Here is a 26413-nt window from a genome sequence, read left to right as displayed (position 1 = left end):
ACTTCCGCCAAATGTGGAAGTGTATTGGATCGATTCGCTCAAGAAGTCCTTGACCGCCGAGCTTGCTTGCGGCTTGCAGGCCGCGAATCTGGCGCCGCCTCAGCCTGGGGAGTCGGCCGGGGTCGGTGCCGGGTAAACCTCGCGCCAAGACAGAATCTGATAGGGCTGCGCTGGCTGGCCGGTGATCCGAACAACGGCTTCCCGGGAAAAACCGACCCCGTTGGCCAGGCTTGCTTGGGCAAGCACGCTGACGACACCCGAAAGGGCAGCTACGTTGTAAGTGCCCGCTTGCACCAAGGAAGGGACGGCCTGCTTGGTTTGCCACAGGGCCGCCCGCTGCTGTGCATACGCGCTGGCGATTGCGGGGCTGACTCCTGGCAGAGCTTGCAGCACCGCTTCAGAAGCGATTTGCGTGTTGACGCCTGGCTGCCCGGTGTAAACAGTGACCAAAGGGGCGAGACGCTGGAAGAGCTGCGGCGTCACTCCAGGCACTTGTTGCAGCTCCTCGATACTGCGAAAAGGGCCATGTGCGGCGAGGGCGCCTAGCTGGGGCTGCAAGCCCGCCCCTGTGGGTGGCGGGGCGCGCCAGCCGACCAATGTTTGCGCAAGCAACGCGGCATGATCGGGATCCACGCCGACGGACTGCAGCATGCTGGTGAGAAGGGCCGCAGGTGCGCCGTTGAGGTCAATCTTGCCGGATTCGTCGGTGAGGGTCACGGCGATATCCTGGCCGTCTAGCTGCATCAGGTGCGTCTGCCCATTGGCCTTCCAGGCTGTCGGCGCGGCCTGCCCGCTCAGCAGTTCGAATATGCCACGAGACACTCCACCATCGGCGAGAGACTGCGCCTTGGCTGTTTCGATGGCGTTTGCGGCCATCTGAGTGCTGCTGTGCACACTGTAGGCGAAGCTGCCCGCAATAATGGTGAGCAACACCAAAACCCAGAGCACGAGAATCAGTGCAATGCCGTGCTGCCGGGTTTGGGGGCAAAGAGCCGAATTGTCGGTCATCGCACGTTTGCCGCTGCGGCCATGTCCACGCGCGGCGCCACGACGAGGTCTGGCCAACTGGCGCCTCCATCAAACGCGATTTTCATTTTGATGAGCTGAGGAGCGTTTTGGTTGTCCGGCCAGTCAGGAAGCCAGGTTGCGGGCTGAGTGCTACCCGCAGGTACGCCGTAGTAGGAAAACTCGAGGTGCGACACATGACGCGCCAAAATGACGGGGGCATCGGCGGCTTCATTTTCCGGGTTTGCCAGCGATGGGGAGCCGGCCTTGTCAGTCGGCTCGCGCCACAAGGTGAGTGCCTGCTGGCCCCCTTCTTGCTGCGACAGCCCGAAGGTCAGGACATATAAGCCGCCCTTGGCGGCAGCCTGTGGCATGGGTGCGACAAAACGCAGGCGCTTGGCGCTGCCCTGATAGCCCAGCAAAACCGCTTTCGGGTCTTGAGGATCTTGTTGCAGGCGGTAGGCTGCGGCCTGAGAAATTTCGCGGCGCATGAAGTTCTCGACCAGCTGCATCTGAGAAACTTGGTCGGTAAAGGCGCTGCCCCGATCCCAGCTGCTGGACGCCAGGCGCAAACCGCCGAACAACAGCATGAGCAGCATGCTCAGCAGGAGCAGGGCGATCATCATTTCCAGCAAGGTCAGGCCGCGCTGCATGACGTGGGTCTTTCGCTTCATGAAGTTGGCGGGCCGATCTTGAGGGTCTGAAGGCGAACGGCGCGCGCTGCGTTTGCCTCGCCCCATTTGACGGTGAGGTCAACCTGGTAGAGCGTGGCCAGCCCCCCGGGCGACAGGACAAGCGGGCTGATGCGCGCCGACCAGCGATAGACGTCGTCGATTTCGCCGGAAATCTCGCCCGGCGCCAGCGGCTGCGAAACGCCAATTTCAGCAAGTTTGGACTGTGCGTCGAGCACGGCGCGGGTGTAGTGCTGGCCATCACCGAGGTTGCGCAAGCCCCCAGAAAAAATGTTCAACAGCACACCCAAGGTCAAGGCCAGGATGGCAAAGGCCACGAGCACTTCGAGCAGAGAAAATCCACGCATGGATGGGGGCGAAGGCATTCGGCGAGGCCGCATTTCCGGCCGCAGGGAAGGCCTTGCAAAAACTCTGGAAGGCAACATTTCAGCGCGCGGTTTCATGTTGATCCAGAAGGCGGGCCACGCCGGTCAGCCAGTCGACATTGATGGTGTTTGTCTGCCCATCGAGCGAGACAGCCACCCTGCCTCCCGTGGAACTTCCATCGGGGTAAAAAACGAAAGATCCGAGCTTGCCGTTGTCTTCTACCGCAGCGACAAAAAGCCCGATCTGCAACTTGCCGGGCAATTGAAAAGCTCGCTTGTCGCCAGAAATCTGAAACCTGCGATCATCAACATTGATGGTCAGAGCGGCGGGCTGTCTCGTCACGATGGCTTGCTCGCGCGCCTGTCTCAGCCCGACCAGCAACTCCCGGGTGGCAGCCTTGATCTGCGCGCCAGGCGTACCGGCGGAGATCAGCGGAATGGCCAATCCGGTCATCATGGCCATCAGTATCAGCACCACCAGCAACTCCAGCAGAGTAAAACCGGCGTTGCTGCGCTGCGTGTTTACCAATTTTTTACATCCTCGTTCTCGCCGGTACCGCCCGGCTGCCCATCGGCGCCGTAAGACTCGATGTCGTAAGCGCCGTGTTTGCCTGGGCTGGTGTAGACGAAAGGATGCCCCCAGGGGTCCTTGGGCACGTCGGGGCTCTTGAGATAAGGGCCATGCCAGTTGGTCACACCGGAGGGGTCTTTGATCAGCGCCTCCAGCCCCTGTTGCGTATTGGGATAACTACCGACGTCAAGACGATAAAGGTCGAGAGCAGCTTCAAAATGCTTGATCTGCAGATGCGCCGTCTCGGTTTTGGAGGTGGAGAGGTAATGAATGACCCGCGGAGCAACCAGGCCAGCCAGCAAGCCCAGAATCACGAGGACGACAAGCAGTTCGATCAAGGTGAGACCGCGCATGAGCGCCGCACGTCGTTGTTTGACTAAAACCATTGAAAACTCCTATTAATTCAGCTGAATCTCTCAACTGAAGGCAAGATTGTTGACGCTGAGAATGGCCAACAGAATAGACATGATGATGCCACCGATCATCAGACCCAAAGTAAGAATCAAAATAGGTTCCATCAAGGCCAGCAGGCGCTTGATCGTGGTCTGCGCCTCACGGTCGTAGACGTTGGCGACCTGGATCAAAAGCTCTTTGAGACGCCCAGTTTCTTCGCCCACCATCACCATGTGCACGGCCAGTTTGGGAAACAGGCCGGTCTGCATGAGCGGTTTACCCAGTCCTTTGCCTTCGCGCAAGCTGGCGGTCACTTGGTCAAGACTCTCTCGCAAAACGGCATTGCCGACGGTTTCTTTCGCAATGGACAAGCCCGACAGCAGGGTGACGCCATTCTCAATGAGCGTGCCCAAGGTGCGGGTCAGTCGAGCTACATCCAGCTTGAGAATCATCTCGCCAAACAGGGGAAGCCCGAGAAACCAGCGATCCCAGCGCAGACGGCTCACGGGGTTGCTCAGTTGGGCGCGCATCAGCCAGACAACAGCGGTGACACCGATCAAAATCATCCACCAGTCTTTGCGCACAAAGTTACCGGCAGCAATCACGACCTGCGTGGGCACCGGCAAAGATTTTCCTGCCTGATCAAACATTTGCGTGAACTGCGGCACTACAAACATGAGCAGCAGAAGAACCGACAGCACCGAAACGCAAGCGAGGATGATGGGGTAGATCATGGCCGAGGTGACGGTTTCACGCAATTCCTTGGCGCGCTCCATGAAATCGGTCAAACGGAACAAGACCACATCCAACGCCCCCCCCGCCTCGCCAGCGCGGATCATGTTGAGATAGAAGCGGTCGAACACATTTTTATGTTTTTCCAGGGCAACCGACAAAGGCGCCCCGCTGCGCACCTCTGCCTGAATGCTGGCCAAAAGCTCGGCAACCGGCGCCCGGGAGGCCATGCCAACCATGATGTCGAGACACCGGTCCAAAGGCAATCCAGCGTGGAGCAAAGTCGCCAGTTCGCGGGTAAGTTCCATGACTTCGCCACGGTGAACACGCTTGCTCTGAAACAAACCGCCCGATGACTTTGCTGCAGCTTGTGCACCGGCGTCCGCGGCTGACTCCGTCACACGGATAGGCAAGTGACCCGTGCTTTGCAAGCGCTCGATCACAACGGAATCTGTGCGAGCGTCCATCGTGCCTTCGACGACCTCGCCCGCGCCGGTCACCGCCTTATACGCATAGATCGGCAAATCTCACTCCTCGCGCGTGGCGCGCAAAACTTCTTCCAGGGTGGTCAGACCCGCCGTAACCTTGCGCAAACCATTTTCATACATCGTTTCCATGCCCTGCTCCACCGCGACCCGACGAATTTCCCCGGAGGTGGCATGCGTCATCACCTTTTGGCGCACCGTATCGTTCATCAGCAGCACTTCGACAATACAGCTTCTGCCTATGAAGCCCGTGCCGCCACAAAGTTCGCAGCCTTTAGAGTGGTAGAGCACAGAATCAGGCTCAGGAAGGTAGCGCTGCAGGCCGATTTCTTCGAGGAGTTCCGGTGTTGGGGTGTAGGGTTGGCGGCAGGCCATGCATAAATTGCGCACCAAACGCTGCGCCTGCACCCCGACGATCGTGGAGGTGAGCAGGTAGTCTTCCATCCCCATATCCAACAACCGGTTGATGGTGCTCGCCGCATCATTGGTGTGCAGGGTTGAGAGCACCATATGCCCGGTCAAGGCAGACTGAACAGCAATCTGAGCCGTTTCCAGATCACGAATTTCCCCCACCATGATGACATCGGGGTCTTGTCGGACGATGGAGCGCAGCGCATTGGCGAAAGTCAGTCCGATCTGCGGCTTGACCTGAATTTGATTGATGCCGTCCATCTGGTATTCAACCGGATCCTCGACGGTCAATATTTTTAAATCTGGCTGATTGATCGTTTGCAGCGCGGTATAAAGCGTGGTGGTCTTGCCGCTACCTGTAGGGCCCGTCACGAGCAAAATGCCGTGTGGTTGCATCAACGCTGATTTGAATGCCGACAAATTTTGGGCATCAAAACCCAGACGATCGAAATCCAGCAGCGTTGAGGATTTGTCCAGAATCCGCATGACGACACTTTCCCCGTACAGGGTCGGCACGGTCGAAACTCGCAAATCCGCTTCTTTGCCATGAATCCGCAGTTTGATGCGCCCGTCCTGGGGCAAGCGGCGCTCAGCGATGTCGAGGCTCGCCATGATTTTTATGCGAGAGATGACCGCCGCGGACAACCTCCGGGGAGGCGACTCGACCTCATGAAGGACGCCGTCGATGCGATAGCGAACGATCAGCCGGTTCTCGAAAGGCTCGACATGGATATCAGAGGCCCGCGCTTCCATCGCACGGCTGATGATCAGACTCACCAGACGAATGACAGGCGCCTCGCTTGCCAAATCTTTCAACTGCTGGAGGTCTTCATTGCCTGTATCGTCTTCCAGCATTTCGATATCGCCGACGATCTGATCCATCGACGACTTTCCGGTACCGTAGAGCCGGTCAAATGCGGCCTGCAGTTCACCCGGTGTAGCAAGAACGAAATCGACAGAGCGCCCCGTGGCCAGACCTAGGGATTCCTTCAAAAAAGTGTCAAATGGGTCTGCGACGGCAACCGTCAGGCGTTTGCCGTCTTCCCTCAAAGGCAGCGCGTTGGCGTCGCGAAGGTACCTGTGAGACAGTTGTTGGGCAAAAAGAGGCAGCTCCGGATAATCCGCAGCCTCTGCTACAGGTATGCCGCTTTGTGCGGAGAGCGCCTGAACAAGGTCCACCTCGGTCACAAGGCCTAGCCGCAGAAGGATCTCACCTATGCGCCCAGACCGTTCGTCTTGTTGCAACCGCAAGGCGCGATCGACCTGCGACTGATCGACTTTGCCTTGCTCAATCAGAATTTCGCCCAGACGTTGCTTCACGAAGAATCCATCAATTTCGGGTAACGGGCAACTATAACAGGGCACTGCCGTACGATTTAGCTGCGTCCTCAGCGACACTGCGCAGCACCAAAGCCCGCAAGGAACCGACCTCCATGCCCGCATGGCGCTGCCAGGACGACGCTCCAAAGGACAAAACCCACTTCATCTTCTCACCCGAAATCGAAATGAGTGAACCACAGAACGCGATGACAGCCGAAGAAGCCTTCAATCTTGCGGTGAAACATCAAACGGAAGGTCGACTGGACGAGGCTCGAAGCCTGTATGACAGGCTGCTGGATGCCTTTCCGGGCCATCCTCTGGTTCTGCGGAGTCGTGGCTATCTTGAGATTGGTCGGGGACGCTTTGAACTCGGCAAGCAGGATCTCGAACAAGCGTTGAGCGCAAGCCCCGACTCGAACAGCGATACGGCAATTTTGATGCTCAACTTGGGGGCTGTGTATCTCCATCTGAAGCAGTTGGATCTTGCCGTCAAGGTGCTTGAGCGTTCGGCAAAAATTGATCCCGAACAACCAGAAACCCTCTCAAACTTGGGCGAGGCTTATCGCAGACTGGATCGCTTCGAGGAGGCTGAACGGCATTTTCGTGAGGCGTTGAAGCTGGCTCGGGCCAACAACATCGATGTACGAAAAGTCCGCGGCATTCAATTCAATCTCGCTTTGACTCTAGATAGTGTCGTCACAAGATTTGCAGCCAGAGGGCAAGGCAGCGAATTTGCACGGCGGCAACGAATGAGGCGACGTTTTTCGCGTAGCGCGTGGCGATGCCCCGCCACCGCTTGAGATGCAGGAAGGCGTTCTCGACCAGGTGACGTAGTTTGTAGAGTGCTTTGTCATACGTGCGGGGTTGCTTGCGGTTCTTGCGTGGCGGAATCACGGCTTGCGCGCCTTGCGCTTGGGCATGCGCCACGATGGCGTCACTGTCGTAGCCTTTGTCGGCAAGCAGGTAGTCCATCTTGAACCCGTCCATCAACCGCTCAGCCTCTGCACAATCCGCTCGGGTACCTTCTGTAATAACCGCTCGGAGCGGCAGACCATGCGCATCCACGGCCAGATGTATCTTGGTGTTGAGCCCCCTTTTGTGCGGCTCATCGCCTGATTGCCACCCCGCGCACCCGCTGCGTGCGGATGAACCTTGCAGTGACTGGCATCGATCATGATCCACTCGAAATCGGGCTCATCAATGCACTGCTCCAGGAGCGACTCCCAAATGCCCTTGTCGCGCCAGCGGCAAAAACGCCGATGGGTGTTTTTCCAGCCGCCATATGAGGCGGGCAGGTCTCGCCACGGCGCACCGGTGCGAAGAATCCAGAACACGGCGTTGATGAATTGGCGGTTGTCCCGCGCAACCCCGCCCCAAACTCCCGCTCGTCCAGGCAAGTGGGGTTCGAGCAATTCCCAGTGCCGATCTGATAGATCGTGTCGATGAAGCGTCTCGGGCATCTCAATAGCGCGGTTGGTATGAACAGCGCCATCATGCCACAACTCGTGACGACTCTATCTAGCCCCACGGGTCAAACGCGAGGCCATTGGCAAGATGATCAGCGAGCATCATTTGTCCGAGCGCCGAGCGTGCTGCCTCGTGGGGCTCAGCAGAGATAGCTATCGCCATGCGCCCCAGCAGGATGCGCTCAACACGGCACTGCACGGCAAGATCGTTGAGATCGCGCATGTCCGGCGGCGGTTCGGGTATCGGCGCATCCACGACCTGCTGCGCCCCGCATTTCCGGGCATCAACCATAAGCGGGTGTATCGGCTGTACAGCCAGGCCAACCTGGCTGTGCGCAAGCGCAAGAAGGTCCAGCGCGCGGCGGCCGAGCGCGTGCCGCTGCAACTGGCCAAAACGGTCAACGAGGTGTGGAGCATGGATTTTGTCAGCGACAGTTTGGTAAGCGGCCGACGGTTGAAGTGCCTGACCGTGGCCGACGACTTCAGCCATGAATGTGTGGACATTGCGGTCGACTACGGCATTTCCGGTGCCTACGTGACGCGCCTGCTCGATCAAGCCGCCCAATTTCGCGGCTACCCCGCAGCCGTCCGAACCGACAACGGACCGGAATTCACCAGTCAGGCATTCATGGCCTGGGCCACGAGTCGCGGCGTGCGCCACATCCTGATCGCACCGGGCAAGCCGACGCAGAATGGGTTCATCGAGAGCTTCAACGGCAAGTTCCGCGACGAGTGCCTCAACGAGCAATGGTTCGAGACGCTGCACCAAGCCAGAGTGACCATTGCTGAATGGCGCCGCGACTTCAACGAGGTGCGGCCCCACAGCAGTCTGGGTCGGATACCTCCGGCGCGATTCGCCGAGCAGCATCGCCAGCGCGCTGGCGATGCTGCTCACCCCGCAACCCCCAACGAGGTGAATTAACCTTGCAACCCGGACTCCTGACTTAACGTTGGTACGGCGCGAGGGGGCAGGTCAGAGCGACGCATTGACGCACTGCAGCGTGCGCTGGCGTACAGACATCCGCGCAACGCAGACCTAAAGTCTGTAGCTTCCATGCTTCCTGAAGCTGAATCATTCCGCGATGCAAGCCGCAGGAAGCCGCCTGAGCCAAGAGCCCATTGACATGACCAGACCTCGCACTGCAGCGACCCGCGCTTTTCTTCAAAAATGCGCGGTACTTTTTTCCGGAGCGCCATGGATGCTCAGCGGAGCCCAGGCGCAGATGCCAACCCCGCCGGCCCCTGTGCATGTCGGCAGTCATCTGTGCGGTGGAGTAGGCGATAGCAGTTTGACGCAATTGCAATCAAGGGCTACCGACTACAACCTGGGTTTCTGGATGGTCGGCGGGCCGAGTGGAGCCTATCTGGCGGATGTGCCAATCGAGATCCGGTCCGGCCGCCAGACGGTGGCCAGCTTCACCGCGGATGGCCCCCTGTGCTACGTCAAACTGCCCGGGGGTCGTTACACAGTGACCGGAACGCATAACGGCCAGACCCGCAGCGTCCAGGTGCAGAGCGGAAGCATGAACAACTATTTGCGCTGGTAGGTTTTGCGCCAGCCATCAACCGCAACACGCCGCGTCGCCCGCCATGCCATCAAAAATTCTTGTTCCCCTGGATGCAAGCGAGACCGCACAAGCCGCAGCAGCGCATGCCATCGGCCTGGCGCGGCAGCAATCCGCTGACTTGCGCTTTCTTGCGGTTGTGGACTTCGGCAGCTTCGTTGCCTTTGAGCCCAACGCCATGGCGCAACTGAACAACGATGTCCGGCAGATGCTTGACGGCTGGATGCAGCAGGCCATGGACGTTGGGCTGCACGCCAGCACAGTCATCGCTGAAACCAGCCCCGAGGTTGCGGATATCGCCCATGCCATCGTGGCGGAGGCGCAGTCGTGGGGATCTGATCTGATCGTGTTCGGCAGTCATGGGCACAACGGGCTTCATCATCTGCTCAAGGACAGCGTGACGGATGGTGTCGCTCACCTGAGCAGCATTCCCGTGTTGCGGGTGCAGAAGGCATAAGCCGAGCACATGTGCCGCCCTGCGCCCTGCAGGCATGCAGCAGTTCGCCGACGCTGCGCTTCCGCATTTTTTCGTTTGTGTTTGACGCTGCAGAAGCCTGTCGCCACGTTGGCCTGGCCCTGTGCTTGCTTGAGCGTAGCCAGGATTGATTGCCGCAGCTGGCATTCATGACGGATCCAACTCTCTGGACCGACCGCAATCCTCCGTACAACGCATCCCTTTCAAGGCATTCCACCATGATCCATCTGCGTCTCACATTGGAGTTGAACTACGAGGTGTTCGAGCCTGGTTGCGACTTCATTTTCAATATTCATGCGGCCCATACCGAGCAGCAGTGCGTTCTGGAGGAATATCTGAACCTGAGCCAGAACATTGCCCCCACGGTGGAACTTAACCGTGAAACCGGCAGCCGCATCATGCGGCTGCATGCTGGCGCTGGCGCCTTTCAGGTGCGCTATGGCGCAACGGTTCAATTGCGACACCATGTGGCCAACCCGGCGCAGATTGAAGAAGTTGCGGTGGCACAGTTGCCGGCGGATGTGCTTGGCTTTCTTTATCCCAGTCGCTATTGTCAGTCCGACCGGCTGTACAAATTGGCCATGCGGGAGTTTGGCCAGTTGCCCACTGGTTATCGCCGCGCCAAGGCCATTCGTGACTGGGTTGAGTTTCGCACGACCTTCGCACAAAACACCTCGAACTCCAACACCTCGGCCATCGACACCTTGGTCGCGACCGAAGGGGTGTGCCGCGACTTCGCGCATCTGATGATTGCGCTGTGCCGGGCCAGCAATATCCCGGCACGCTTCACCACAGGCATTGATTACGGCGCCGACCCCATCCTCGGCCCCACGGACTTTCATGCCTATGTGGAGGTCTATCTGGGCGGACGCTGGTACATCTTCGACCCCTCAGGCACCGCCATTCCCATGGGCTTTGTGCGCTTTGGCTCAGGGCGAGACGCCGCAGATGTAGCGTTCGCCACCATCTTCGGCCCGGTGCGCGGCTCCGCGCCCATCATCACCATTGAGGCGATTGCCAACAACGAAGGCCAGCTGATCATCCCCTACCACTGTGCCGAGGCGCTGTCGACAGACGGTTGAACCAACCGCCAGCCCGTCAGCACGTGGTACCGCCAGCGCTTACGGGCTTTTTTGGGCCTCGTTTTGCAGGCTCTGACCAGCTTTTTGGATTTGCTCGCCGGCCTTCGCCGCGCCCTGGTCTATGGCCTTGCCAGCTTTTTCTGCCGGGCCCTCTGGTTTTTGACAGCCGTAGAGCACCACCATCAGAAGGCTGATGGCGACGATTGTTGCGGGCCGTTTGAAAGATCGGTTCATGGCGTTTCCTCGTTGTGGGGGTCTGTCAAACAATATGGCTTACTTGCCGATTTCATGCCCGATCACGCCGCCCACCGCGGCGCCACCGACCGTCCCGATTCCGCTCCCGCCCGACAGCACGGCGCCGCCCACTGCGCCAACGCCCGCACCGATCGCGGTGCTTTTATCCTGCGACGACATCCCCGCACAGCCGCCCAGAGCCAGCAAGAACATGGCAGCGGCAACCGAGGGGAGAATTCTTTGTTTGATGTTCATGATGCGACCTTTTGAATGGGTTGGAAAAAACAGCGCACGTCGCCCCGGTGAGGCGACGCACGCATTGGAGGGGGATCAGGCGCCTGTGCGATGGCCTACAACGCCGCTGCCCAGGATCGATTCCCCTCGCGGCGCGACTCGCCTGTTTACTTCAGGCTCATGTTGTCCTGAACCGCCTTCACGCCGTCCACTTTGCGTGCAAGGGCGACCGCTCTCAGCTCCTCTTCGCGTGTGCCGACAAAGCCGCTGAGTTGCACCACGCCCTTGAAGGTCACCACCTTGATTTCGAACAGCTTGAGCTGCGGGTCGCCAAAAATCGCGGCCTTGACCTTGGTCGTGATGGCCGTGTCGTCAATGTACTGGCCCGTGCTGTCGTGCCGATCTGTGGCCGCACAGCCTGTAAAACTGACCAATGACGCCGCCAGCATGACGGCATAAAGCACTTTGTGGGATCGCATGATGCATTCCTTTGAAATAAACCGAGTGTCCCCGAAGGCGTGTTGCCAAGGGGTGGATGTTTGATGGCGCAATGGCGCAGGCGTATGAACGCTTACATGCGCCCTGTGAGAAAGAGGATCAGCACCACGATCACAATGAAGCCAAGAATGCCGCTGGGAAAGTACCCCCAGCTGCGGCTGTGGGGCCAGCTTGGAAATGCGCCGATCAACATCAGAATCAGGATGATCAGCAGAATGGTGCCTAACGACATGGTCATACTCCTCGTGTGCAGCGATGGGCGTGATGACTCTCGACCGACCGCTTTGCTTCAGGGCTGTGCAAGGTCAGATTGACCCCAGGCTCAGATTGCGGGACCGTCGTCTTTNTACAAGTTCGCACTCATGCCGACCGGCGAGCAGCAGCGTCAGATGCGCCGCTTCGCGGGCTCGTGCCGGTTTGTGTTCAACAAGGCGCTGGCATTGCAGAAGGAACGCTTTGATCGCGGCGAGAAGAAGCTGGGCTACGCCGGCCTGTGCAAGCTGCTCACCAAATGGCGCGACGGCGTAGAGACGCCTTGGCTCTCCGATGCGCCGGTCCACCCGCTGCAACAGACGCTCAAGGACTTGGAGCGGGCGTACACCAACTTCTTCGCCAAACGGGCGGCTTTCCCGCGCTTCAAGAAGAAGGGGCAGAGCGAGAGCTTCCGTTACCCCGATCCCAAGCAGATCAAGCTCGATCAGGGCAACAACCGCCTGTTCCTGCCCAAGCTCGGCTGGCTGCGAGTTCGCTTCAGCCGGGATGTGCTGGGCGCGGTGAGGAATGTCACCGTCAGCCAGTCGGGCGGCAAATGGTTTGTGTCGATCCAGACCGAGCGCGAGGTCGAGCAGCCCGTCCCGCAGGGCGGCGCGGTCGGCATCGACATGGGCATTGCCCGGTTCGCCACGCTCTCGGACGGCACGTTCTACGCGCCGCTGGGCAGCTTCAAGCGGCATGAGGTGAGGCTGCGCAAAGCGCAGCAGGCGATGAGCCGCAAAGTGAAATTCAGCAGCAACTGGAAGAAGGGGAAATCGCGCATCCAGAAGATTCACGCACGCATCGGCAACGCCCGCCGCGACTACCTGCACAAGACCTCGACCGCAATCAGCCAAAACCACGCGATGGTGTGTATCGAGGACTTGCAGGTGAGGAACATGTCCAAGTCGGCGGCGGGGACGGTTGAGAAGCCGGGTCGAAATGTTCGGGCTAAGTCCGGCCTGAACAAAGCTATCCTCGACCAAGGCTGGTTCGAGTTCCGTCGCCAACTGGACTACAAGCTGGCGTGGAACGGCGGCTGGCTTGTTGCCGTGCCGCCGCAGTACACGAGCCGCACCTGCCCGTGTTGTGGCCATGTGTCGGCGGACAACCGCCAGACGCAAGCGCAATTCCTCTGCGTCGCATGCGGCTTCGAGGAAAACGCCGATGTGGTCGGCGCGATCAATGTTCTAAGGGCGGGACACGCCCGGTTCGCCTGTGAAGTGAGCGGTGCAGCAAGGCCGCCAGCAGCAGGAACCCACCGAAGCGACTCAGGAGCGGCCGGGTGTCGAGCCTGAGAGCCGTAGGAATCGCCGCCCTTCCCGCGCAAGCGGTGGCCGCAGGCCAAGGGCGGGGAGGATGTCAAGCAGGAATTGCGATCGGGCAATTCCTCGGGAATCGCTTGGTCGCATTTGCGTCGTAGGGGATTTTTCGGGACATAGCATTTCGCGCATGTTCAAGTCCCCGCTTCACCATCTCAGCGTCATGGCGCTGGCCGAAGGCTCGTCGCTCATCGCTCTGGTGCTGCTGGCCGTGCCGCTGAAGTACGCGGCCGATTGGCCTGTGGGCGTGAAAATCATCGGGCCGATTCACGGCGCCCTGTTCATCTGGGCCACGATCGCACTGGTGGTGACGCTCTCGCGCGGGCAGCTCTCGCCCTTGCGCAGCTTGGGCGTTTTCCTCGCCTCGCTCATTCCGTTTGGCGGTCTGTGGTCGCACCGCATGATGCGTCGCCAACTCGACAAAGCGCCTGCGACAGCAGTCTGAGCGACTGCGATACTGCAGGGCTACTGCAGGATCAATCGCACCGCCCCGCTGTGGGTGAAGGGAATCTGCAGCATCGTCTGGCCGATCTCGGCCGTCCCCTGAATCACGTAGCTCACCGTGCCGTCCGACGGCAGGGTGGCGATGAGGCCGAGTAGCGTCGGGCTGTTGACCTCGACCTGCACCGGAACCTGCGCCTGCTGCTGCGCTGCGATGGTGACGGGCGCGGTGCTCACGCCCTGCGCCACGTCCAGGCCGTTGAACTGGATCTGAAACCGCAGTTTCTGCAGCGGCAGGGCCAGACCCCCGGTGTTGCGAATATTCAGGGTGAGATCGAGGGTGGCGGTTGTGCCTTGCAGGGCGATGCTGTCCACGCTGCGAATCGACACCTCCGGGGCCACGGCGGCTTGCTGAGCCTGCGCAGGCGGCGAGGCGAACAGGGTCGCCGCCCACATCAGTGCGGGCAGCAAACCTCGCCAGTTTCTGATCAGCCGTAGCACCATCAATGCCCCGCGAAATCCACCAGGGTGAACAGCGGCAGGCCTGCATCGCGCAGCAGCTGTGAGCCGCCGAGCTCGGGCAGATCGACGATAGCTGCGCCTTCGATCACGCTGGCGCCTAGCTTTTCGAGCAGACGCTTGCCGGCCATCATGGTGCCGCCGGTGGCGATGAGGTCGTCGATGAGCAGCACGCAATCGCCCGGCCGCACCGCGTCGGTGTGAATCTCCACCGTAGCGCTGCCGTATTCGAGCTCGTACTCCTCGGACACCGTGTCGAAAGGCAGCTTGCCCTTCTTGCGGATGGGCACGAAGCCGATGTTGAGTTCGTAGGCGATAACGGCGCCGAGAATGAAGCCGCGCGCGTCGATGCCCGCCACCACGTCCGGGCGCAGATCGGGGGCCATGTAGCGATGCACGAACTGGTCGATGAGCACGCGGAACACCCGCGGGTTCTGCAGCAGCGGGGTGATGTCGCGGAACTGCACGCCGGGCGACGGCCAGTCAGGCACGGTGCGGATGTGTTGGCGCAGATAGTCGATGACGTTCATGGTGATCCGTTCAACAAACAAAATTCAGGCCGCCGCCTCGTCGCCAAACACGTCGTGGTACGACGCAAACGACGCACCCGACAGCACGGGAAACAGCGCCAGCAGACCGAGGCCGAACGGCAACATGGCCACGATGGAAATGGGCAGCAGCAAAACGGTAAACAAGGTAATGGGCGCCAGATTGGTGAACCCGGCTCGCACCGACAGCTTGACCGCGTTCCACGGACTGACGCCCCCGAGCGCCACCAGCGTATTGACGAACCAGAACGCGACGCTGAACAGATAGAGCGCCAACAGCACCAACAGCAGCAAGGTCATGAGCGAACCCGCCAAGGCGCCCAGACCTGCGGCCATGCCTACGCCCGGGGTCATGACTTTGGCAAACGCGCCAAAACTGGCCAGCCCCAGGCCGAACATCGCGCCCAGCCCCATCACGATCGCCGCGCCGATCACCCCGCCCAGCGCGAGCACCAGCAGGGAGACCAGCAACAGCGGGCCGATGCGGCCGGTCCACCGCTGCGTGGTCGACGACAGCGTACCTTCATTTTGAGGTTCGACCGGCATGCCTTGTGGCGTGATCGTTCGCGCCTGCGCCGCCCGCTTGCGCAGCAGCGCCGCAAAAATCACGCCGAAAGCCAGCAGCGGCAGACTCAGCCATTGCGAAAGCAGCCCGCCCATCGGCAACTCGCCCAATAGCCACAGCAGCACGAGCAGCGCCACGGCCAGGCCCAGCCAGGGCAGCGGCGCCTGCATGAAACTGCGCCAGCCATCCATCCACCAGCGTAGGCCGAATCCGGCGGGAACGCGTCGAAATACGGGGTCTGGAACGATGAGATCGGTGGAGGTCATGGCGGGCCGTGGGGAATGAAGACGGCCCATTATCCGTCGCCGATTTGAAAGCCTACCGAGCGATATCCTCCAGCCGCCGCTGCGTCACCCGCGGCCCCATGATGACGATCACCAGCGCCACGCCGACCATCGCGGCGGCGATGAAAGTGAACACGCCAACGTCGCCCGAGGTCTTGAGCAGATCGGCGATGACGAAGCCGGTGAATACCGCGCTGATGCGGCTGAACGAATAGACGAAACCCACTGCCCGGGCACGGATGCGGGTGGGGTAGAGCTCGCTCTGATAAGCGTGGAAGGCGTAACTCATGATGTTGTTGAAAAACGCCACCGCAATGCCGAACACAATGATCGCGGCCGCCCCTTGCGCATGGGCGAACAGCAGGCCAAACAACGCCACGGCCAGCGCGGGCACGGCGATCAGCCATTTGCGCTCGAAACGGTCGCCGAATGAGGCGCCGATGAGGGACGAAATCGGATAGGCGAAGGCGATGATGAAGGTGTAGAGCAGCGACTTCGGAATGTCCAAGCCCTTGGCGATGAGATAGGTCGGCGCCCAACTGGCAAAGCCGTAATACCCCACCGTCTGCAGAATATTGAACAGGATGAGCATCACCGTACGTTTGCGATAAACACCCTCCCACATCTCGCCCCAGCGCGCCTTGACGTGCTCGACATCGCCCACAAAGCCCTTCGGCTCGGGCAGGGGCTGACCGGTTTCGCGTTCCACCTGCTTTTCGATGCGGCTGAGAATCGCGTCAGCCGCGTGATGACGGCCCTTGTCTTCCAGCCAGCGCGGCGACTCGGGCAGGCGCAGCCGGATGAACCAGATGACGATGGCGCCCAGCGCGCCGATGATGGCCACCCAGCGCCAGCCATCGAGCCCCGCGATCTGATGCGGCACCAGCAGCCATCCCAGGAAGGCGACCACCGGCACCGCGCTGAAGGTGATGAACTGGTTCATAGCGAAATACGTGCCCCGCTTGGCCTGCGGCGCCAGTTCCGAGACATAGGTGTCGATGTTGACCATCTCCAGGCCGATCCCGATGGAGGCGATGAAGCGCCAGATGTCGATATTCATCGCGGTCTGCTGAAATGCCATGATGAGAGTGGCGATGCAATACCAGAGCAAGGCCCAGGTATAGACCGCGCGCCGCCCATACCGATCCGACAGCCAGCTTACGAACAGCGTGCCCACCCACAAACCGAGAAACAGGGCCGCAACAAAGCTGGCAATCCCCTGAAAACCGAACAGCCCCTTGGTGGTCGCGGTGAACACCCCGCTTTTGAACAAACCGGGCGCGATATAAGCGGTCAGAAACAGGTCGTAAAACTCGAACAGCCCGCCCAGCGAGACCAGGATGACCATATTGCGCACGGTCTTCGAGGGAGGGAGGCGGTCGATGCGCGCCGCGATGGTGGGCGCGCCGTGGTGGCCGGGACGGGGGCCTTCAGACGCCTCTGCGCCCAAGGGCGCCGGGATGGTGCTCATGCTTGTCTCCTGTATTTATCCTTCCTCCATGATGGATGGAAAAAACAGGAGACGGGGTGTCGAAATGTGACTTGGGGTGACGCCTTGCTTCAACTGGGCTGCAACACACTGGCGCCGGGCTGTTTGAGCAGTTGCGCCCATTCCTCGAGTTCGCGCGGCTCGCCGAACAGATAGCCCTGCATGCTTTGCAGGCCCATGCCGTGCAGCGCCTGGGCGCATTCGCGCGTCTCCACGCCCTCGGCGACCACGTTGATCGACAGGCGCCGGGAAATATCGACGAGCCCGCGCACGATTTCTGCGTTGCGCACGTCCTTGGTCACATCCGCCGTGAAGCTGGCCGGAATCTTGATGTCGCTCGGATCGAGAATCTTGAGGTATTCGAACGAGGCGTAGCCCTCGCCGAAATCGTCCATCGCCACCCGCACGCCCGACTTGCGCAGCGACTGCACATTGCGCGCCACACTGGGAAACGCTGGGATGGCGCGGCGCTCGGTCACTTCGACCATCAGGCGCTCGGGCGCCCAGGCGTAGCGCTGCAGGGTGCTGCTGATGTGCTCGATCAGTGCCGGATCGCCGATCTGATCGGCCTCGATATTGACCGAGATGTAGCCGTTCCAGCCCGTCCAGTTGGACAGCACCCGCGCCTCGGAGATGGCTTCTTCCATCACCCAGAAAAACAGCTCGCTGGTCTGTGCAGGGGTCAGTTGCGGCAGAAACATCAGCGGGGAATGCCGCTTCGGCGCATCTTCCGCGCGCCAGCGGAACAACACCTCCAGCCCAATGACCTGCCCCGCCGGGAAACTCACCTGCGGTTGATAAACCAGCGCCGGAGCCCCCGCTCCCGCATGTGCGGCAATCTCAGAAAAAACGTCGCGTTCCACAATGATGGTGCCGCTCAATCGTTGTTGAAAAGTGTTGTTGAAAGGACCAAGCCTGAATATTTCCGGCAGGTTAGCATGGGTTTTGAAACGTTCAAATCCGGACTTACAAATTCCGTGCTCTCTGACAACAACGCGCCCGATCGATGCCAGCGCACGACACCATGACCTCCTCCCGCCAACCCCGCTCGCGTAACGCCACCCTTGTCCAAGCCCTTCCCGGCATCTCGCAAACCGGCCCGAGCTACCGGGTATCGGTTGCCGATGCGCTCGCGCACCAGTTTCTGGTCGAGCTCGATCTGTCCCACCCGGAACCAGCGGGGCAGGAGTTCTGGCTCCCGGTCTGGATTCCCGGCAGCTATCTGGTGCGCGAATTCGCCCGCCATATCTTGCAACTGCAGGCCTGGTGCGGCGACAAACCCATCGCACTACACAAAATCGCCAAGAACCGCTGGCGCGCCGCTCCGTGCAACGGGCCGCTACGGCTGCGCTACTCGGTGTATGCCTTCGATCTCTCGGTACGCACCGCCTACCTCGATACTCAGCGCGGCTTTTTCAACGCCAGCAGCCTGTTGCTCGCAGCCGCTGGGCGCGAGCAACAGCCGCACACCGTCACCCTCGCCTGCCCCGACTTCGCGTCGCACTGGACGGTGGCCACCACCTTGCCCGCGGTTCAATGCGACGCCAACGGCTTCGGCAGCCGACGCGCGGCAAACTACGACGCGCTGATCGACCATCCCGTTGAAATGGGCGAACTGCTGCGGCTGGAGTTCAGCGCGGGCGGGGCCCCACATGCCATGGTCATCGCCCTGGGCAATCGGCTGCACGACACCGTGGATACCCGGCGGCTGGCGCGCGACCTCAAGCGCATCTGCAGTGCGCAGATCGCCCTGTTCGAGCCCCGCAGCAAGCGCGCACCGTTTGCCGAGTACCTGTTCATGGTCGCACCGACCGCCGAGGGCTACGGCGGGCTGGAACATGCCGACAGCACCGCTCTGATGTGCGCGCGCCGCAGCCTGCCGCACCCGCGCCTGCAAGACACCGACAGCGCCCATAGCGCCCACAACGACTATCGCGACTTTCTCGGCCTGTGCAGCCACGAATACTTCCACGCCTGGAACGTCAAGCGCATCAAGCCGCAGGCCTTCACCCCCTACGACCTTCAAGCCGAAAACCCCACCACCCTGCTTTGGCTGTTCGAGGGCTTCACCGCGTATTACGACGATCTGATGGTGTTGCGCGCGGAGCTGATCACGCCGCAGCAATACCTCGACGGTCTGGCCCGCACCCTCGGCGCGGTGCTGCGCACACCCGGGCGCCAGGTTCAAAGCGTGGCCGAGGCCAGCTTCGATGCCTGGACCAAGTATTACCGCCCCGATGAAAACACCGCCAACGCCACGGTGAGCTACTACCAGCTCGGCGCGCTGGTCGCCTTGTCCATCGACCTGCGGCTGCGCCGCGAAAGCGCGGCCACGCTGGACGACGTGATGCGTCTGCTGTGGACGCGCTATGGCCGCGCCGACGCGCCGCTGCGCGCCGAAGGCGTGGCCGAAGACGCCCTGCCCGCGCTGCTCAAGGAAGTGAGCGGCCTCGACTGGCGCGCCTTCTTCCGCCGCCATGTTCACGGCACTGAACTGCCCCCGGTCAAGACGCAGTTCGCTGATTTCGGCATTCAATGGGCCTCGCAAGAAGACACTCCGCTCGACGCGCTGGGGCTGGCTGCGCAGGAACAGGCGGGCGGCTGGCTCACCGTGCAGCGCGTGCGCAACGGCGGCTGGGCCGAACGCGCCGGGCTGGCCGCTGGCGATCTGCTGCTCATGCTGGACGGCGAGCGGGCGCGCAAAGCCGTGATCGAGCGCCGCCATGCACAGGCCCGAGCGGGCGATGTGTGGCGTCTCACCTGGCTGCGGCAAGACCTGGAGCAGCACAGCGAAACGCCTTGGTTTGCGCTGCCCGACAGCCGCGTGCAACTGCGGCTAGCCGACAAGCCGCGCCCCGCGCAGCGCCAACGTCTGAGCGCCTGGATGGGCACCGCACTGTGACGCACAATGCCCTTGAATGACCCTTTAGGAGATGCCCATGGAGACCCCTGACGACGCCGTCATCCTCACCGAAACCCGAGGCCACGTCGGCCTCATCACCCTCAATCGACCCAAGCAACTCAACGCCCTGAACGACGCCCTGATGGACGCGCTGGGCGCCGCGCTCAGAGCGTTTGACGCTGATCCGGCCATCGGCTGCATGGTCGTCACCGGCAGCGACAAGGCTTTCGCCGCCGGGGCCGACATCACCGCCATGGCGAAAAAGACCTTTCCCGCCAGCTACGCGGAGGACTTCATCACCCGCAACTGGGAAGCGATGATGCAGATTCGCAAGCCGGTGATTGCGGCGGTGCGCGGCTTCGCGCTGGGCGGGGGCTGCGAGCTGGCGATGATGTGCGATCTCATCGTCGCCGCCGACAACGCCCAGTTCGGCCAGCCCGAAATCAAGCTCGGCATCATTCCCGGCGCCGGCGGCACCCAGCGGCTGACGCGCGCCGTGGGCAAAGCCAAGGCCATGGATCTGATCCTCACCGGCCGGATGATGGACGCGCTCGAGGCCGAGCGCAGCGGCCTGGTCGCCCGGGTCGTGCCGCTGCAGCAGACACTCGATGAGGCCGTGGCGATGGCCGAAACCATTTCCAGCTTCTCGCAGGCTTCGGTGCTCATGGCCAAGGAAAGCGTGAACCGCGCGTTTGAATCGTCGCTGTCCGAAGGGTTGCGTTTCGAGCGTCGGCTGTTTCAGTCGCTGTTCGCTACGGCCGACCAGAAGGAGGGTATGGCGGCTTTCCTGGAAAAACGAAAACCGCTTTTCACGAACAAATGATGCGCTATACTGCGCGGCTTGTTTGCGTGTTGGCGCTTTAGCTCAGTCGGTTAGAGCGACGGAATCATAATCCGCAGGTCCGGGGTTCGAGTCCCTGAAGCGCCACCATAGTTTTCCAGCCCACATCGTTTTTTTCGTAGGCTTCTCGTTTGCACCCTTCGCGCCGAATTCGTGGGCGCTGATCCAAGCCCATGCGTTGTTGCCTGGGCTTTTTTGTTTTGCGCGCCAAGCGAACCGCTGAACCGTTGTTTGTCCAAGGAGTCGGCCATGAAACTTCAACCGTTGCTGCGTCGGATGGCCCTTGGGGCGGCGCTGTGTCTGGGCAGCCTGGGCGCGGCTCACGCGCAGATGAACTACCCGATGGGCAGCCTGCAGGGCCTAGCGACGTTCGGCGCGTTTCCGAACGTCAGCATCAACTGCACCGATTACACCCTCGGCCCAGGCGCGCGGGTGATCAGCCCGCTAAACCGCATCATTCCCCGCGACCAGCTCAACGGGCTGCAGGCCCCGGTGGTGTTTCAGACCGACGCGATGGGCAATGTGTTTCGCGTGTGGCTGGTGAGCGACTCCACGGCCAGCCAGCTTGAGTTGCCCAAGGCGCCGGGGCAGTGCGGGCTGTTTTTCAGCAATTGACGGACGCTTCAATCGTGACGAAAAAAGTCTTTATCAAGACGTTCGGCTGCCAGATGAACGAGTACGACTCGGCCAAGATGGCCGACGTGCTCAGCGCGGCTGAGGGTTATGAACCTGCGGCAACTCCGCAGGAAGCCGATCTCATTTTGCTCAACACCTGCTCCATTCGCGAAAAGGCGCAGGAAAAAGTGTTCAGCGATCTGGGACGCCTGCGCGAGCTCAAGGCCGACAAGCCGAATCTGCTGATCGGCGTGGGCGGCTGTGTGGCGAGCCAGGAAGGCGAGGCCATCGTCAAGCGCGCGCCTTATGTCGATCTGGTGTTTGGCCCGCAAACGCTGCACCGGCTGCCGCAGCTCATTGCGCAGCGCCAGGCGCTCGGGCGTGCGCAGGTCGACATCAGCTTTCCGGAAATCGAAAAATTCGACCACCTGCCGCCCGCACGGGTGGAGGGCCCAAGCGCCTTCGTCTCCATCATGGAAGGCTGCAGCAAGTATTGCAGCTATTGCGTGGTGCCCTACACCCGCGGTGAGGAAGTCTCGCGCCCCCTGGTCGACGTGCTCACCGAAGTGGCCGAGCTGGCCTCGCTGGGCGTGCGCGAAGTGACGCTGCTGGGCCAGAACGTCAACGCCTGGCTGGGCTCGGGAGAGGGCGAAGATTTCGCCTTTCTGCTGGAATGCGTGGCCGAGATCGACGGCATCGAACGCATCCGCTACACCACCAGCCATCCGAAGGAATTCACCCAGCGGCTGATCGATGCCTACGGCCGTATTCCCAAACTGGTCAACCATGTGCACCTGCCGGTGCAGCATGGCAGCGACCGCATTCTGGCGGCGATGAAGCGCGGCTATACCGCGCTGGAGTTCAAGAGCATCGTGCGGCGGCTGCGCGCGGTGCGGCCCGATATCTGCATCGGTTCCGACTTCATCGTCGGCTTTCCGGGCGAGACCGAGGCCGACTTCGCGCAGTTGATGAAGCTGATCGAGGACATGCAGTTCGACGCCAGCTTCAGTTTCATTTTCAGCCCGCGCCCCGGCACTCCGGCGGCCAATCTGGCGGATGACACCCCGGCCGACGTCAAGCTCAAGCGCCTGCAGACCTTGCAGGCGCAGATCGAGGCTCAGGCTTCGGCCATCAGCGCCGCCATGGTGGACACGGAGCAGGCCGTGCTCATCGAAGGGCCGAGCAAGAAAGATCCCTCGGAACTGCAGGGCCGCACCGAAAACAACCGCATCGTGCACCTGAAGGCCAACGCGCGCTTGATCGGCCAGATCGTGCCGGTGCGCATCACCACGGCCTACCCGCACTCGCTGCGCGGCGAAGTGTGCGTGGCTGAAGCGGATCAGGCCGCGGCGGTCTGATTCGCTTCAGCCTGTACGCGGCCTACTTGATCATGAGCCGCAAGCTGTCCCAAGCGCGGCCGAACAGACCCGCTTCGGGCACGGCCTTGATGACCTCCAGCGGATAGACCGCCAGCGGCTTGCCGCTCATGCTGACGTCGAGTTGGCCGACGCGTTGCCCGGCCTGCAGCGGCGCCACCAGCGGGTCGGGCCGCACCACCTTGGTCTGAAGGTCTTTGCCCATGCCGCGCGGCACCGAAATGACCACCGGCACCGAGGAGCCCAGTTCCACTTTGTTATCTACGCCCTTCCAGACGGGCGCAGTCAGTACCGGCTTGCCGGGCGAGGCCAGCACGATGTCGTCGAAGTTCTGATAAGCCCAGTTGAGCAGCACCTGGCTCTCCTCGCCGCGGGCCCGCTCGGTGGGTGTGCCCATCACCACGGTAAGCAGCCGGCGCGGGCCGTTGGGAAACTGGCGCAGCGCCGAGGTGATCATGCAATAACCCGCCTCGGAGGTGTAACCCGTTTTCATGCCGTCCACGGAAGGATCGGTGAACAGCAGACTGACGCGGTTGGGCTGGGTGATGTGGTTGTAGGTGAATTCCTTGACCTTGAAATAGCGCGCGTAATCGGCCGGAAAGTCGCGGATGATATGGGTGGCGATGATGGAGAGGTCATACGCCGTGGTGTGGTGGCCGGGGTCGGGCAGGCCCGTCGGGTCCATGAAATGCGTGCCTTTGAGGCCCCACTGCTGCGCCTGGCGGTTCATCATGGCGACGAAGGCGCTCACCGAGCCGCCCACCGTCTGCGCCAGCGTCATCGCGGCGTCATTGCCCGATTGCACGATCATGCCCAACAGCAGGTCGTTGACCGACACCGGCACGCGCGGGTCGATGAACATGCGCGAGCCGCCGGTCTGCCAAGCCTCTTTCGATTCGGTCACCATCTGGTTGAGCTTGATGGAGCCTTCCTTCAAGGCCTTGAAGGTCAAGTAAGCCGTCATCAGCTTGGTCAGCGAAGCCGGTGCCTCCTGAGCGTGGGCATCGTGCTCGGCGAGGATCTGTCCGCTGGTCAGATCGACCACCAGCCAGGCCCGCGCATCGAGCTTGGGCGGCGGAACGGTGGCCAGCATGGCCTGCATCGGCGTGAGGGGAGCGGCTGCGGCACTCGGGGCCGGAGTCGTTGCGGCGGGAGCTGCCGCTGGAGTGGGGGCGGCCTGCGCCAAAGGCGACAGCGCGAGCAGACAGGCCGCGCTGCAGGCGGCGACAAACGATTGAACGGACATAGGCGAATCCTGAGACTCAAAACAGAAAACCGACACCCTAGCAGCCCGAGGGCGTGACAGGGGTGACGAAGTTTTGCCGCGCACGCTGGATCTCGCGGCAGAGGGTCAGAGCGCGGGGCGGCGAGAAGGTTCGCAAGAACGAAAAAACAAAGGCGCGTTTCAGACGCGCGTGCTGCTGGCGCTCTGAGAAACTCGCCGGGCCGCCCCAAGAGTTTCTCACCCCCCTCGGGGGGCCTGGCGCGCAGCGACAGGTCTTGGGGGCGCTTAGGGGTTTTGTGCCCCATGCCACTGACAGACCCAGTCGCGCAGGGGCAGCAGCAGGCCGTGGAAAAAATGCCCCGCGCCCGGAAACACGACCACGGGCAACTGCTGCGGTCGTGCCCAGTCGAGCACGCCGGACAGCGGCACCACATCGTCTAGTTCACCATGCAACACCAGCATGCGCTGTGCGAGCGGCGCGGCGTTGGCCGGCTTGATCTGCGGCACGTCGAAACGGGTGACGGCCGTGCCCACTAAAGTGAGATGCTGCAAGGTGGCGCCCCGCTGCTGCAAGGCCAGCGCACAACGCGCGGCGACGGCGGCGCCGAAGGAAAATCCGGCCAGCGCCAAGGGCAGGGTCTCGCGCTCAAGCCCGGCTTGCTGCGCGACCTGAGGAATGAAGTCGTCGAACACAGCCAGCAGGTCGGCGGTCTCGCCCACGCCATTATCAAACGCTCCGGCCGTGGCGCCCACGCCGCGAAAGTTGGGCCGCACCGCCACGAAACCGAGTTGCAGCCAGGCACGGGCCAGGGTCTGCGCCACTTTGTTGTCGAGCGTGCCGCCGAACAGTGGATGAGGGTGCGCCACCAGCGCCAGCCCGCGGGGTGGCCCCTCGGGCGCATCGACCGCCACTTCGATCGCCCCCGCCGTGCCCTCCACCAGCAGCTTGCGGGTCTGCGCGTTCATTTGCATCGGCCCGGATTACTGATCCGCGTCGGGCGCGTCAGGGAGATCCGGCAGACGCAGACGCTCCACCACCTCGCCACGCAGAAGATGACTTTGCACGATGTCATCGATGTCGCTCTGATCGACATAGGTGTACCAGACGCCTTCGGGATAGACCACGCAGACCGGCCCTTCCTCGCAGCGATCGAGGCACCCCGCCCGGTTGACGCGCACCTTGCCCGCACCCGCCAGCCCCAGCGTCTTGACGGCTGATTTGCAGTGCTCGAACGCAGCCTCCGCCCCGCTGGCGGCGCAGCACGGCCGTGCGGCGCTGGCGTCGCGCTGGTTCAGACAGAAAAAAATGTGGTGTTTGTAGTAGTTCATGATTAACCCAGATTGTCGTGGCGAACGGGCCGCAATGCTCGCGCCATCAAATAGATCAGGGCGGCGAACGGCCATAACCAACTCAGCCACTGCGGCAAACCATACAGCCGGATGAACAGACCCTGACTCCAGGCCTGCAGATTCAGCGCGTAATACGGCCCCGGCCCCGACCCATTGATCCACCCCAGCGCCAGCGCCAGACTGAGCGCGCCGAGCGCGGCGCCCCATCGCGGCGGCAGATACGACAGCGGCAAGCCGATCATCAACCCCAGCGCCACACTGCGCAGGGTGGGCACGGTCGCCCAGGCCAAGGCGTGTTCAGGGCCGAAACTCAAGGCGGCCGACAGGCTGACGGCCAGCAGGCCGGCGAAGGTCAGTGCCAGCGCCAGCCGCAGCCGGGGCGCGCCTGGCCGCAGCAGCGCCGCAAGCAGCAAAAGCGAACCGGCGAGCATGGCCGCGGTGATGCTGCTCTGGCGCAGCCCGCTCATCGGCGAAAAATCCGGCAATCGCAGGCCGCTGTTGACAAACCAAGCCGACAGAATCCGCCAAGTATCGGTATCGAGCGCAGGCTGCAACAGGGTCGGCCCGATCTGCCCGGTGCCGAACAGCACGGCGGCGGGCCAAAGCAGCGCCAGCGGCCATAGCGCCAGCAGCAGCAAGCCGTAGCCCACATGAGGCGCAAACCAGCGTTCCCGCCACAGCCGCAGCAGCGCCGCGAGCCGCAGCCGTGGCAGCAGCCAAACGCAGATCGCGGCGCCCAGCAGACCGCCTAGCGAATTGGTCAGCCAGTCGAGGTTGGACGACACGCGCATGGGCAGAAAAGCCTGCAAGGCTTCCATGCCGAAAGACACGCTGCTGGCCAACGCGCTGGCCGCCAGCCACGATGCCCAGCGCGGCCAACGTGCCGGCAGATTGCGGGCGATGAGATAGCCCAGCGGCAGATAGCCGCCGACATTGATCAGCAAGTCGCTGAAGGTGATGTAGCGCGGCAGCGGCGCGAGCACGAAATCAAACGGCATCAGCCCCTGCCAGCGCCATCCCGAAAAGGGATAGAGGCTGGCATAGACGATCAGCAGCACATAGCCCGCCAGCGCATAACGCATGAAGCGGGAAACCGGGCGCGCACTGTGCGCAGGACGATGCGGCGAAGGCATGAGACAACTTCAGGGCCAGCAAG

At 61.8% G+C, this 26413-nt stretch carries 31 protein-coding genes, 1 tRNA gene and 1 pseudogene; 12 read left to right on the top strand and 21 right to left on the bottom strand.

Translation table 11 applies throughout. The annotated features are described in order from the left end of the window. Window positions 1-99: 99 nt before the first annotated feature. The 7 genes from BIO17B3_RS11220 to gspE all read right to left on the bottom strand — a co-directional run bounded on the left by BIO17B3_RS11220 (window position 100) and on the right by gspE (window position 5974). The gene (locus BIO17B3_RS11220; protein ID WP_156054121.1) at window positions 100-1008 is read right to left on the bottom strand and encodes a general secretion pathway protein GspK; all 909 of its coding nucleotides are present in this window, start codon (window positions 1006-1008) and stop codon (window positions 100-102) included. Then, window positions 1005-1679, bottom strand: coding sequence for a prepilin-type N-terminal cleavage/methylation domain-containing protein (locus BIO17B3_RS11215; protein ID WP_172979035.1), 675 nt, complete (start codon window positions 1677-1679; stop codon window positions 1005-1007). The genes BIO17B3_RS11220 and BIO17B3_RS11215 overlap by 4 nt, the downstream gene beginning before the upstream one ends. Beyond that, complete coding sequence (locus BIO17B3_RS11210; RefSeq protein ID WP_172979036.1) at window positions 1676-2044, bottom strand: prepilin-type N-terminal cleavage/methylation domain-containing protein; 369 nt, start codon at window positions 2042-2044, stop codon at window positions 1676-1678. The genes BIO17B3_RS11215 and BIO17B3_RS11210 overlap by 4 nt, the downstream gene beginning before the upstream one ends. A gap of 79 nt (window positions 2045-2123) precedes the next feature. Further along, window positions 2124-2591, bottom strand: coding sequence for a GspH/FimT family pseudopilin (locus tag BIO17B3_RS11205; protein ID WP_172979037.1), 468 nt, complete (start codon window positions 2589-2591; stop codon window positions 2124-2126). Then, window positions 2585-3019 (bottom strand): type II secretion system major pseudopilin GspG, encoded by a 435-nt coding sequence (gspG, locus tag BIO17B3_RS11200; RefSeq protein ID WP_156054117.1) that lies wholly within the window; start codon window positions 3017-3019, stop codon window positions 2585-2587. The genes BIO17B3_RS11205 and gspG overlap by 7 nt, the downstream gene beginning before the upstream one ends. A 30-nt stretch (window positions 3020-3049) precedes the next feature. Further along, window positions 3050-4282 (bottom strand): type II secretion system F family protein, encoded by a 1233-nt coding sequence (locus BIO17B3_RS11195; RefSeq protein WP_156054116.1) that lies wholly within the window; start codon window positions 4280-4282, stop codon window positions 3050-3052. Between the two features lie 3 nt (window positions 4283-4285). Further along, on the bottom strand, window positions 4286-5974 hold the full coding sequence (gene gspE / locus BIO17B3_RS11190) for a type II secretion system ATPase GspE (RefSeq protein ID WP_232054266.1): 1689 nt from the start codon (window positions 5972-5974) through the stop codon (window positions 4286-4288). Between the two features lie 113 nt (window positions 5975-6087). Between gspE and BIO17B3_RS11185 the strand changes: the two genes are divergently transcribed. After that, window positions 6088-6774 (top strand): tetratricopeptide repeat protein, encoded by a 687-nt coding sequence (locus BIO17B3_RS11185; RefSeq protein ID WP_156054115.1) that lies wholly within the window; start codon window positions 6088-6090, stop codon window positions 6772-6774. On the opposite strand, the gene BIO17B3_RS11180 is transcribed toward BIO17B3_RS11185, so the two are convergent. Next, window positions 6671-7434, bottom strand: a protein-coding gene (locus tag BIO17B3_RS11180; RefSeq protein ID WP_156052812.1) for an IS5 family transposase whose coding sequence is annotated in 2 segments (ribosomal slippage) — window positions 6671-7062 and window positions 7062-7434 — 765 coding nt in all. Because the reading frame shifts where the segments join, the coding sequence is not laid out codon by codon here. The two genes, BIO17B3_RS11185 and BIO17B3_RS11180, sit on opposite strands and share 104 nt — an antisense overlap. Window positions 7435-7492: 58 nt before the next feature. On the opposite strand from BIO17B3_RS11180, the pseudogene BIO17B3_RS11175 reads away from it, so the two are divergent. The 4 genes and pseudogenes from BIO17B3_RS11175 to BIO17B3_RS11160 all read left to right on the top strand — a co-directional run. After that, a pseudogene (locus tag BIO17B3_RS11175) lies at window positions 7493-8362 on the top strand (IS3 family transposase); the annotation flags it as partial. Between the two features lie 277 nt (window positions 8363-8639). Further along, window positions 8640-8987 carry a hypothetical protein gene (locus BIO17B3_RS11170; protein ID WP_156053993.1) on the top strand — a complete coding sequence of 116 codons (348 nt, stop codon included), beginning with the start codon at window positions 8640-8642 and terminating at the stop codon, window positions 8985-8987. A 43-nt stretch (window positions 8988-9030) separates the two neighbouring features. Beyond that, window positions 9031-9462 (top strand): universal stress protein, encoded by a 432-nt coding sequence (locus tag BIO17B3_RS11165; protein ID WP_156053994.1) that lies wholly within the window; start codon window positions 9031-9033, stop codon window positions 9460-9462. Window positions 9463-9698: 236 nt separating this feature from the next. After that, entirely contained in the window at window positions 9699-10562 is an 864-nt protein-coding gene (locus BIO17B3_RS11160) for a transglutaminase family protein (RefSeq protein WP_156053995.1), read from the top strand. A gap of 39 nt (window positions 10563-10601) precedes the next feature. Here the strand turns inward: BIO17B3_RS11160 and BIO17B3_RS11155 are convergent, their stop codons facing one another. The 4 genes from BIO17B3_RS11155 to BIO17B3_RS11140 form a co-directional block, all read right to left on the bottom strand. Then, the gene (locus tag BIO17B3_RS11155; protein WP_156053996.1) at window positions 10602-10796 is read right to left on the bottom strand and encodes a hypothetical protein; all 195 of its coding nucleotides are present in this window, start codon (window positions 10794-10796) and stop codon (window positions 10602-10604) included. Between the two features lie 39 nt (window positions 10797-10835). Further along, window positions 10836-11051, bottom strand: coding sequence for a glycine zipper 2TM domain-containing protein (locus BIO17B3_RS11150; protein WP_156053997.1), 216 nt, complete (start codon window positions 11049-11051; stop codon window positions 10836-10838). Between the two features lie 146 nt (window positions 11052-11197). Further along, the gene (locus BIO17B3_RS11145) at window positions 11198-11509 is read right to left on the bottom strand and encodes a BON domain-containing protein (RefSeq protein ID WP_156053998.1); all 312 of its coding nucleotides are present in this window, start codon (window positions 11507-11509) and stop codon (window positions 11198-11200) included. A gap of 92 nt (window positions 11510-11601) precedes the next feature. Then, window positions 11602-11760, bottom strand: coding sequence for a DUF3309 domain-containing protein (locus tag BIO17B3_RS11140; RefSeq protein ID WP_013104359.1), 159 nt, complete (start codon window positions 11758-11760; stop codon window positions 11602-11604). 130 nt (window positions 11761-11890) lie between these two features. Between BIO17B3_RS11140 and BIO17B3_RS11135 the strand changes: the two genes are divergently transcribed. Further along, on the top strand, window positions 11891-13078 hold the full coding sequence (locus BIO17B3_RS11135; RefSeq protein ID WP_156054114.1) for an RNA-guided endonuclease TnpB family protein: 1188 nt from the start codon (window positions 11891-11893) through the stop codon (window positions 13076-13078). A 154-nt stretch (window positions 13079-13232) separates the two neighbouring features. Further along, on the top strand, window positions 13233-13547 hold the full coding sequence (locus tag BIO17B3_RS11130) for a DUF3817 domain-containing protein (RefSeq protein WP_156054113.1): 315 nt from the start codon (window positions 13233-13235) through the stop codon (window positions 13545-13547). Between the two features lie 20 nt (window positions 13548-13567). Here the strand turns inward: BIO17B3_RS11130 and BIO17B3_RS11125 are convergent, their stop codons facing one another. The 5 genes from BIO17B3_RS11125 to BIO17B3_RS11105 form a co-directional block, all read right to left on the bottom strand. After that, window positions 13568-14014 carry an LEA type 2 family protein gene (locus tag BIO17B3_RS11125; protein WP_172979038.1) on the bottom strand — a complete coding sequence of 149 codons (447 nt, stop codon included), beginning with the start codon at window positions 14012-14014 and terminating at the stop codon, window positions 13568-13570. Window positions 14015-14046: 32 nt separating this feature from the next. After that, the gene (locus BIO17B3_RS11120) at window positions 14047-14592 is read right to left on the bottom strand and encodes an adenine phosphoribosyltransferase (protein ID WP_156054111.1); all 546 of its coding nucleotides are present in this window, start codon (window positions 14590-14592) and stop codon (window positions 14047-14049) included. 24 nt (window positions 14593-14616) lie between these two features. Beyond that, on the bottom strand, window positions 14617-15441 hold the full coding sequence (locus BIO17B3_RS11115) for a hypothetical protein (protein WP_156054110.1): 825 nt from the start codon (window positions 15439-15441) through the stop codon (window positions 14617-14619). Between the two features lie 52 nt (window positions 15442-15493). Continuing rightward, a complete protein-coding gene (locus BIO17B3_RS11110; RefSeq protein ID WP_232054265.1) occupies window positions 15494-16930 on the bottom strand; it encodes an MFS transporter in 1437 nt (478 codons plus the stop codon). 89 nt (window positions 16931-17019) lie between these two features. Beyond that, entirely contained in the window at window positions 17020-17811 is a 792-nt protein-coding gene (locus tag BIO17B3_RS11105; protein WP_013104474.1) for an EAL domain-containing protein, read from the bottom strand. A gap of 161 nt (window positions 17812-17972) precedes the next feature. On the opposite strand from BIO17B3_RS11105, the gene BIO17B3_RS11100 reads away from it, so the two are divergent. The 5 genes from BIO17B3_RS11100 (at window position 17973) to miaB (ending at window position 22664) form a co-directional block, all read left to right on the top strand. Further along, entirely contained in the window at window positions 17973-19850 is a 1878-nt protein-coding gene (locus BIO17B3_RS11100) for a M61 family metallopeptidase (protein WP_232054264.1), read from the top strand. 37 nt (window positions 19851-19887) lie between these two features. Then, entirely contained in the window at window positions 19888-20673 is a 786-nt protein-coding gene (locus BIO17B3_RS11095) for an enoyl-CoA hydratase (protein ID WP_156054108.1), read from the top strand. A gap of 31 nt (window positions 20674-20704) precedes the next feature. Next, window positions 20705-20781 (top strand) — tRNA-Met (locus BIO17B3_RS11090). A 159-nt stretch (window positions 20782-20940) separates the two neighbouring features. Further along, window positions 20941-21306, top strand: a complete 366-nt coding sequence (locus BIO17B3_RS11085; RefSeq protein WP_013122087.1) for a hypothetical protein — start codon at window positions 20941-20943, stop codon at window positions 21304-21306. A gap of 14 nt (window positions 21307-21320) precedes the next feature. Further along, window positions 21321-22664 (top strand): tRNA (N6-isopentenyl adenosine(37)-C2)-methylthiotransferase MiaB, encoded by a 1344-nt coding sequence (miaB, locus tag BIO17B3_RS11080; RefSeq protein WP_156054107.1) that lies wholly within the window; start codon window positions 21321-21323, stop codon window positions 22662-22664. Window positions 22665-22686: 22 nt separating this feature from the next. Here the strand turns inward: miaB and BIO17B3_RS11075 are convergent, their stop codons facing one another. The 4 genes from BIO17B3_RS11075 to BIO17B3_RS11060 all read right to left on the bottom strand — a co-directional run bounded on the left by BIO17B3_RS11075 (window position 22687) and on the right by BIO17B3_RS11060 (window position 26390). Continuing rightward, window positions 22687-23928, bottom strand: a complete 1242-nt coding sequence (locus BIO17B3_RS11075) for a D-alanyl-D-alanine carboxypeptidase family protein (protein ID WP_156054106.1) — start codon at window positions 23926-23928, stop codon at window positions 22687-22689. Window positions 23929-24192: 264 nt separating this feature from the next. Beyond that, window positions 24193-24873, bottom strand: a complete 681-nt coding sequence (locus BIO17B3_RS11070) for an alpha/beta hydrolase (RefSeq protein WP_172979039.1) — start codon at window positions 24871-24873, stop codon at window positions 24193-24195. 15 nt (window positions 24874-24888) lie between these two features. After that, a complete protein-coding gene (locus BIO17B3_RS11065; RefSeq protein ID WP_013122081.1) occupies window positions 24889-25236 on the bottom strand; it encodes a ferredoxin in 348 nt (115 codons plus the stop codon). Window positions 25237-25238: 2 nt separating this feature from the next. After that, complete coding sequence (locus BIO17B3_RS11060; RefSeq protein WP_156054104.1) at window positions 25239-26390, bottom strand: VanZ family protein; 1152 nt, start codon at window positions 26388-26390, stop codon at window positions 25239-25241. Window positions 26391-26413: the final 23 nt, after the last annotated feature.

Origin of the sequence: Thiomonas sp. OC7, assembly GCF_900634595.1 — a bacterium.
Classification (GTDB): domain Bacteria; phylum Pseudomonadota; class Gammaproteobacteria; order Burkholderiales; family Burkholderiaceae_C; genus Thiomonas; species Thiomonas arsenitoxydans.
Note: the sequence above shows the minus strand (reverse complement) of the source record. Positions and strands in the feature narration are given on the sequence as shown.

What these genes read in the sequence shown, in the direction of transcription:
- BIO17B3_RS11220 (WP_156054121.1), bottom strand. Translation starts at nt 1,008, where the DNA reads ATGACCGACAATTCGGCTCTTTGCCCCCAAACCCGGCAGCACGGCATT.
- BIO17B3_RS11215 (WP_172979035.1), bottom strand. Translation starts at nt 1,679, where the DNA reads ATGAAGCGAAAGACCCACGTCATGCAGCGCGGCCTGACCTTGCTGGAA.
- BIO17B3_RS11210 (WP_172979036.1), bottom strand. Translation starts at nt 2,044, where the DNA reads ATGCGTGGATTTTCTCTGCTCGAAGTGCTCGTGGCCTTTGCCATCCTG.
- gspG (WP_156054117.1), bottom strand. Translation starts at nt 3,019, where the DNA reads ATGGTTTTAGTCAAACAACGACGTGCGGCGCTCATGCGCGGTCTCACC.
- BIO17B3_RS11185 (WP_156054115.1), top strand. Translation starts at nt 6,088, where the DNA reads ATGCCCGCATGGCGCTGCCAGGACGACGCTCCAAAGGACAAAACCCAC.
- BIO17B3_RS11170 (WP_156053993.1), top strand. Translation starts at nt 8,640, where the DNA reads ATGCTCAGCGGAGCCCAGGCGCAGATGCCAACCCCGCCGGCCCCTGTG.
- BIO17B3_RS11165 (WP_156053994.1), top strand. Translation starts at nt 9,031, where the DNA reads ATGCCATCAAAAATTCTTGTTCCCCTGGATGCAAGCGAGACCGCACAA.
- BIO17B3_RS11160 (WP_156053995.1), top strand. Translation starts at nt 9,699, where the DNA reads ATGATCCATCTGCGTCTCACATTGGAGTTGAACTACGAGGTGTTCGAG.
- BIO17B3_RS11155 (WP_156053996.1), bottom strand. Translation starts at nt 10,796, where the DNA reads ATGAACCGATCTTTCAAACGGCCCGCAACAATCGTCGCCATCAGCCTT.
- BIO17B3_RS11150 (WP_156053997.1), bottom strand. Translation starts at nt 11,051, where the DNA reads ATGAACATCAAACAAAGAATTCTCCCCTCGGTTGCCGCTGCCATGTTC.
- BIO17B3_RS11145 (WP_156053998.1), bottom strand. Translation starts at nt 11,509, where the DNA reads ATGCGATCCCACAAAGTGCTTTATGCCGTCATGCTGGCGGCGTCATTG.
- BIO17B3_RS11140 (WP_013104359.1), bottom strand. Translation starts at nt 11,760, where the DNA reads ATGTCGTTAGGCACCATTCTGCTGATCATCCTGATTCTGATGTTGATC.
- BIO17B3_RS11135 (WP_156054114.1), top strand. Translation starts at nt 11,891, where the DNA reads ATGCCGACCGGCGAGCAGCAGCGTCAGATGCGCCGCTTCGCGGGCTCG.
- BIO17B3_RS11130 (WP_156054113.1), top strand. Translation starts at nt 13,233, where the DNA reads ATGTTCAAGTCCCCGCTTCACCATCTCAGCGTCATGGCGCTGGCCGAA.
- BIO17B3_RS11120 (WP_156054111.1), bottom strand. Translation starts at nt 14,592, where the DNA reads ATGAACGTCATCGACTATCTGCGCCAACACATCCGCACCGTGCCTGAC.
- BIO17B3_RS11115 (WP_156054110.1), bottom strand. Translation starts at nt 15,441, where the DNA reads ATGACCTCCACCGATCTCATCGTTCCAGACCCCGTATTTCGACGCGTT.
- BIO17B3_RS11110 (WP_232054265.1), bottom strand. Translation starts at nt 16,930, where the DNA reads ATGAGCACCATCCCGGCGCCCTTGGGCGCAGAGGCGTCTGAAGGCCCC.
- BIO17B3_RS11100 (WP_232054264.1), top strand. Translation starts at nt 17,973, where the DNA reads ATGACCTCCTCCCGCCAACCCCGCTCGCGTAACGCCACCCTTGTCCAA.
- BIO17B3_RS11095 (WP_156054108.1), top strand. Translation starts at nt 19,888, where the DNA reads ATGGAGACCCCTGACGACGCCGTCATCCTCACCGAAACCCGAGGCCAC.
- BIO17B3_RS11085 (WP_013122087.1), top strand. Translation starts at nt 20,941, where the DNA reads ATGAAACTTCAACCGTTGCTGCGTCGGATGGCCCTTGGGGCGGCGCTG.
- BIO17B3_RS11075 (WP_156054106.1), bottom strand. Translation starts at nt 23,928, where the DNA reads ATGTCCGTTCAATCGTTTGTCGCCGCCTGCAGCGCGGCCTGTCTGCTC.
- BIO17B3_RS11070 (WP_172979039.1), bottom strand. Translation starts at nt 24,873, where the DNA reads ATGAACGCGCAGACCCGCAAGCTGCTGGTGGAGGGCACGGCGGGGGCG.
- BIO17B3_RS11065 (WP_013122081.1), bottom strand. Translation starts at nt 25,236, where the DNA reads ATGAACTACTACAAACACCACATTTTTTTCTGTCTGAACCAGCGCGAC.
- BIO17B3_RS11060 (WP_156054104.1), bottom strand. Translation starts at nt 26,390, where the DNA reads ATGCCTTCGCCGCATCGTCCTGCGCACAGTGCGCGCCCGGTTTCCCGC.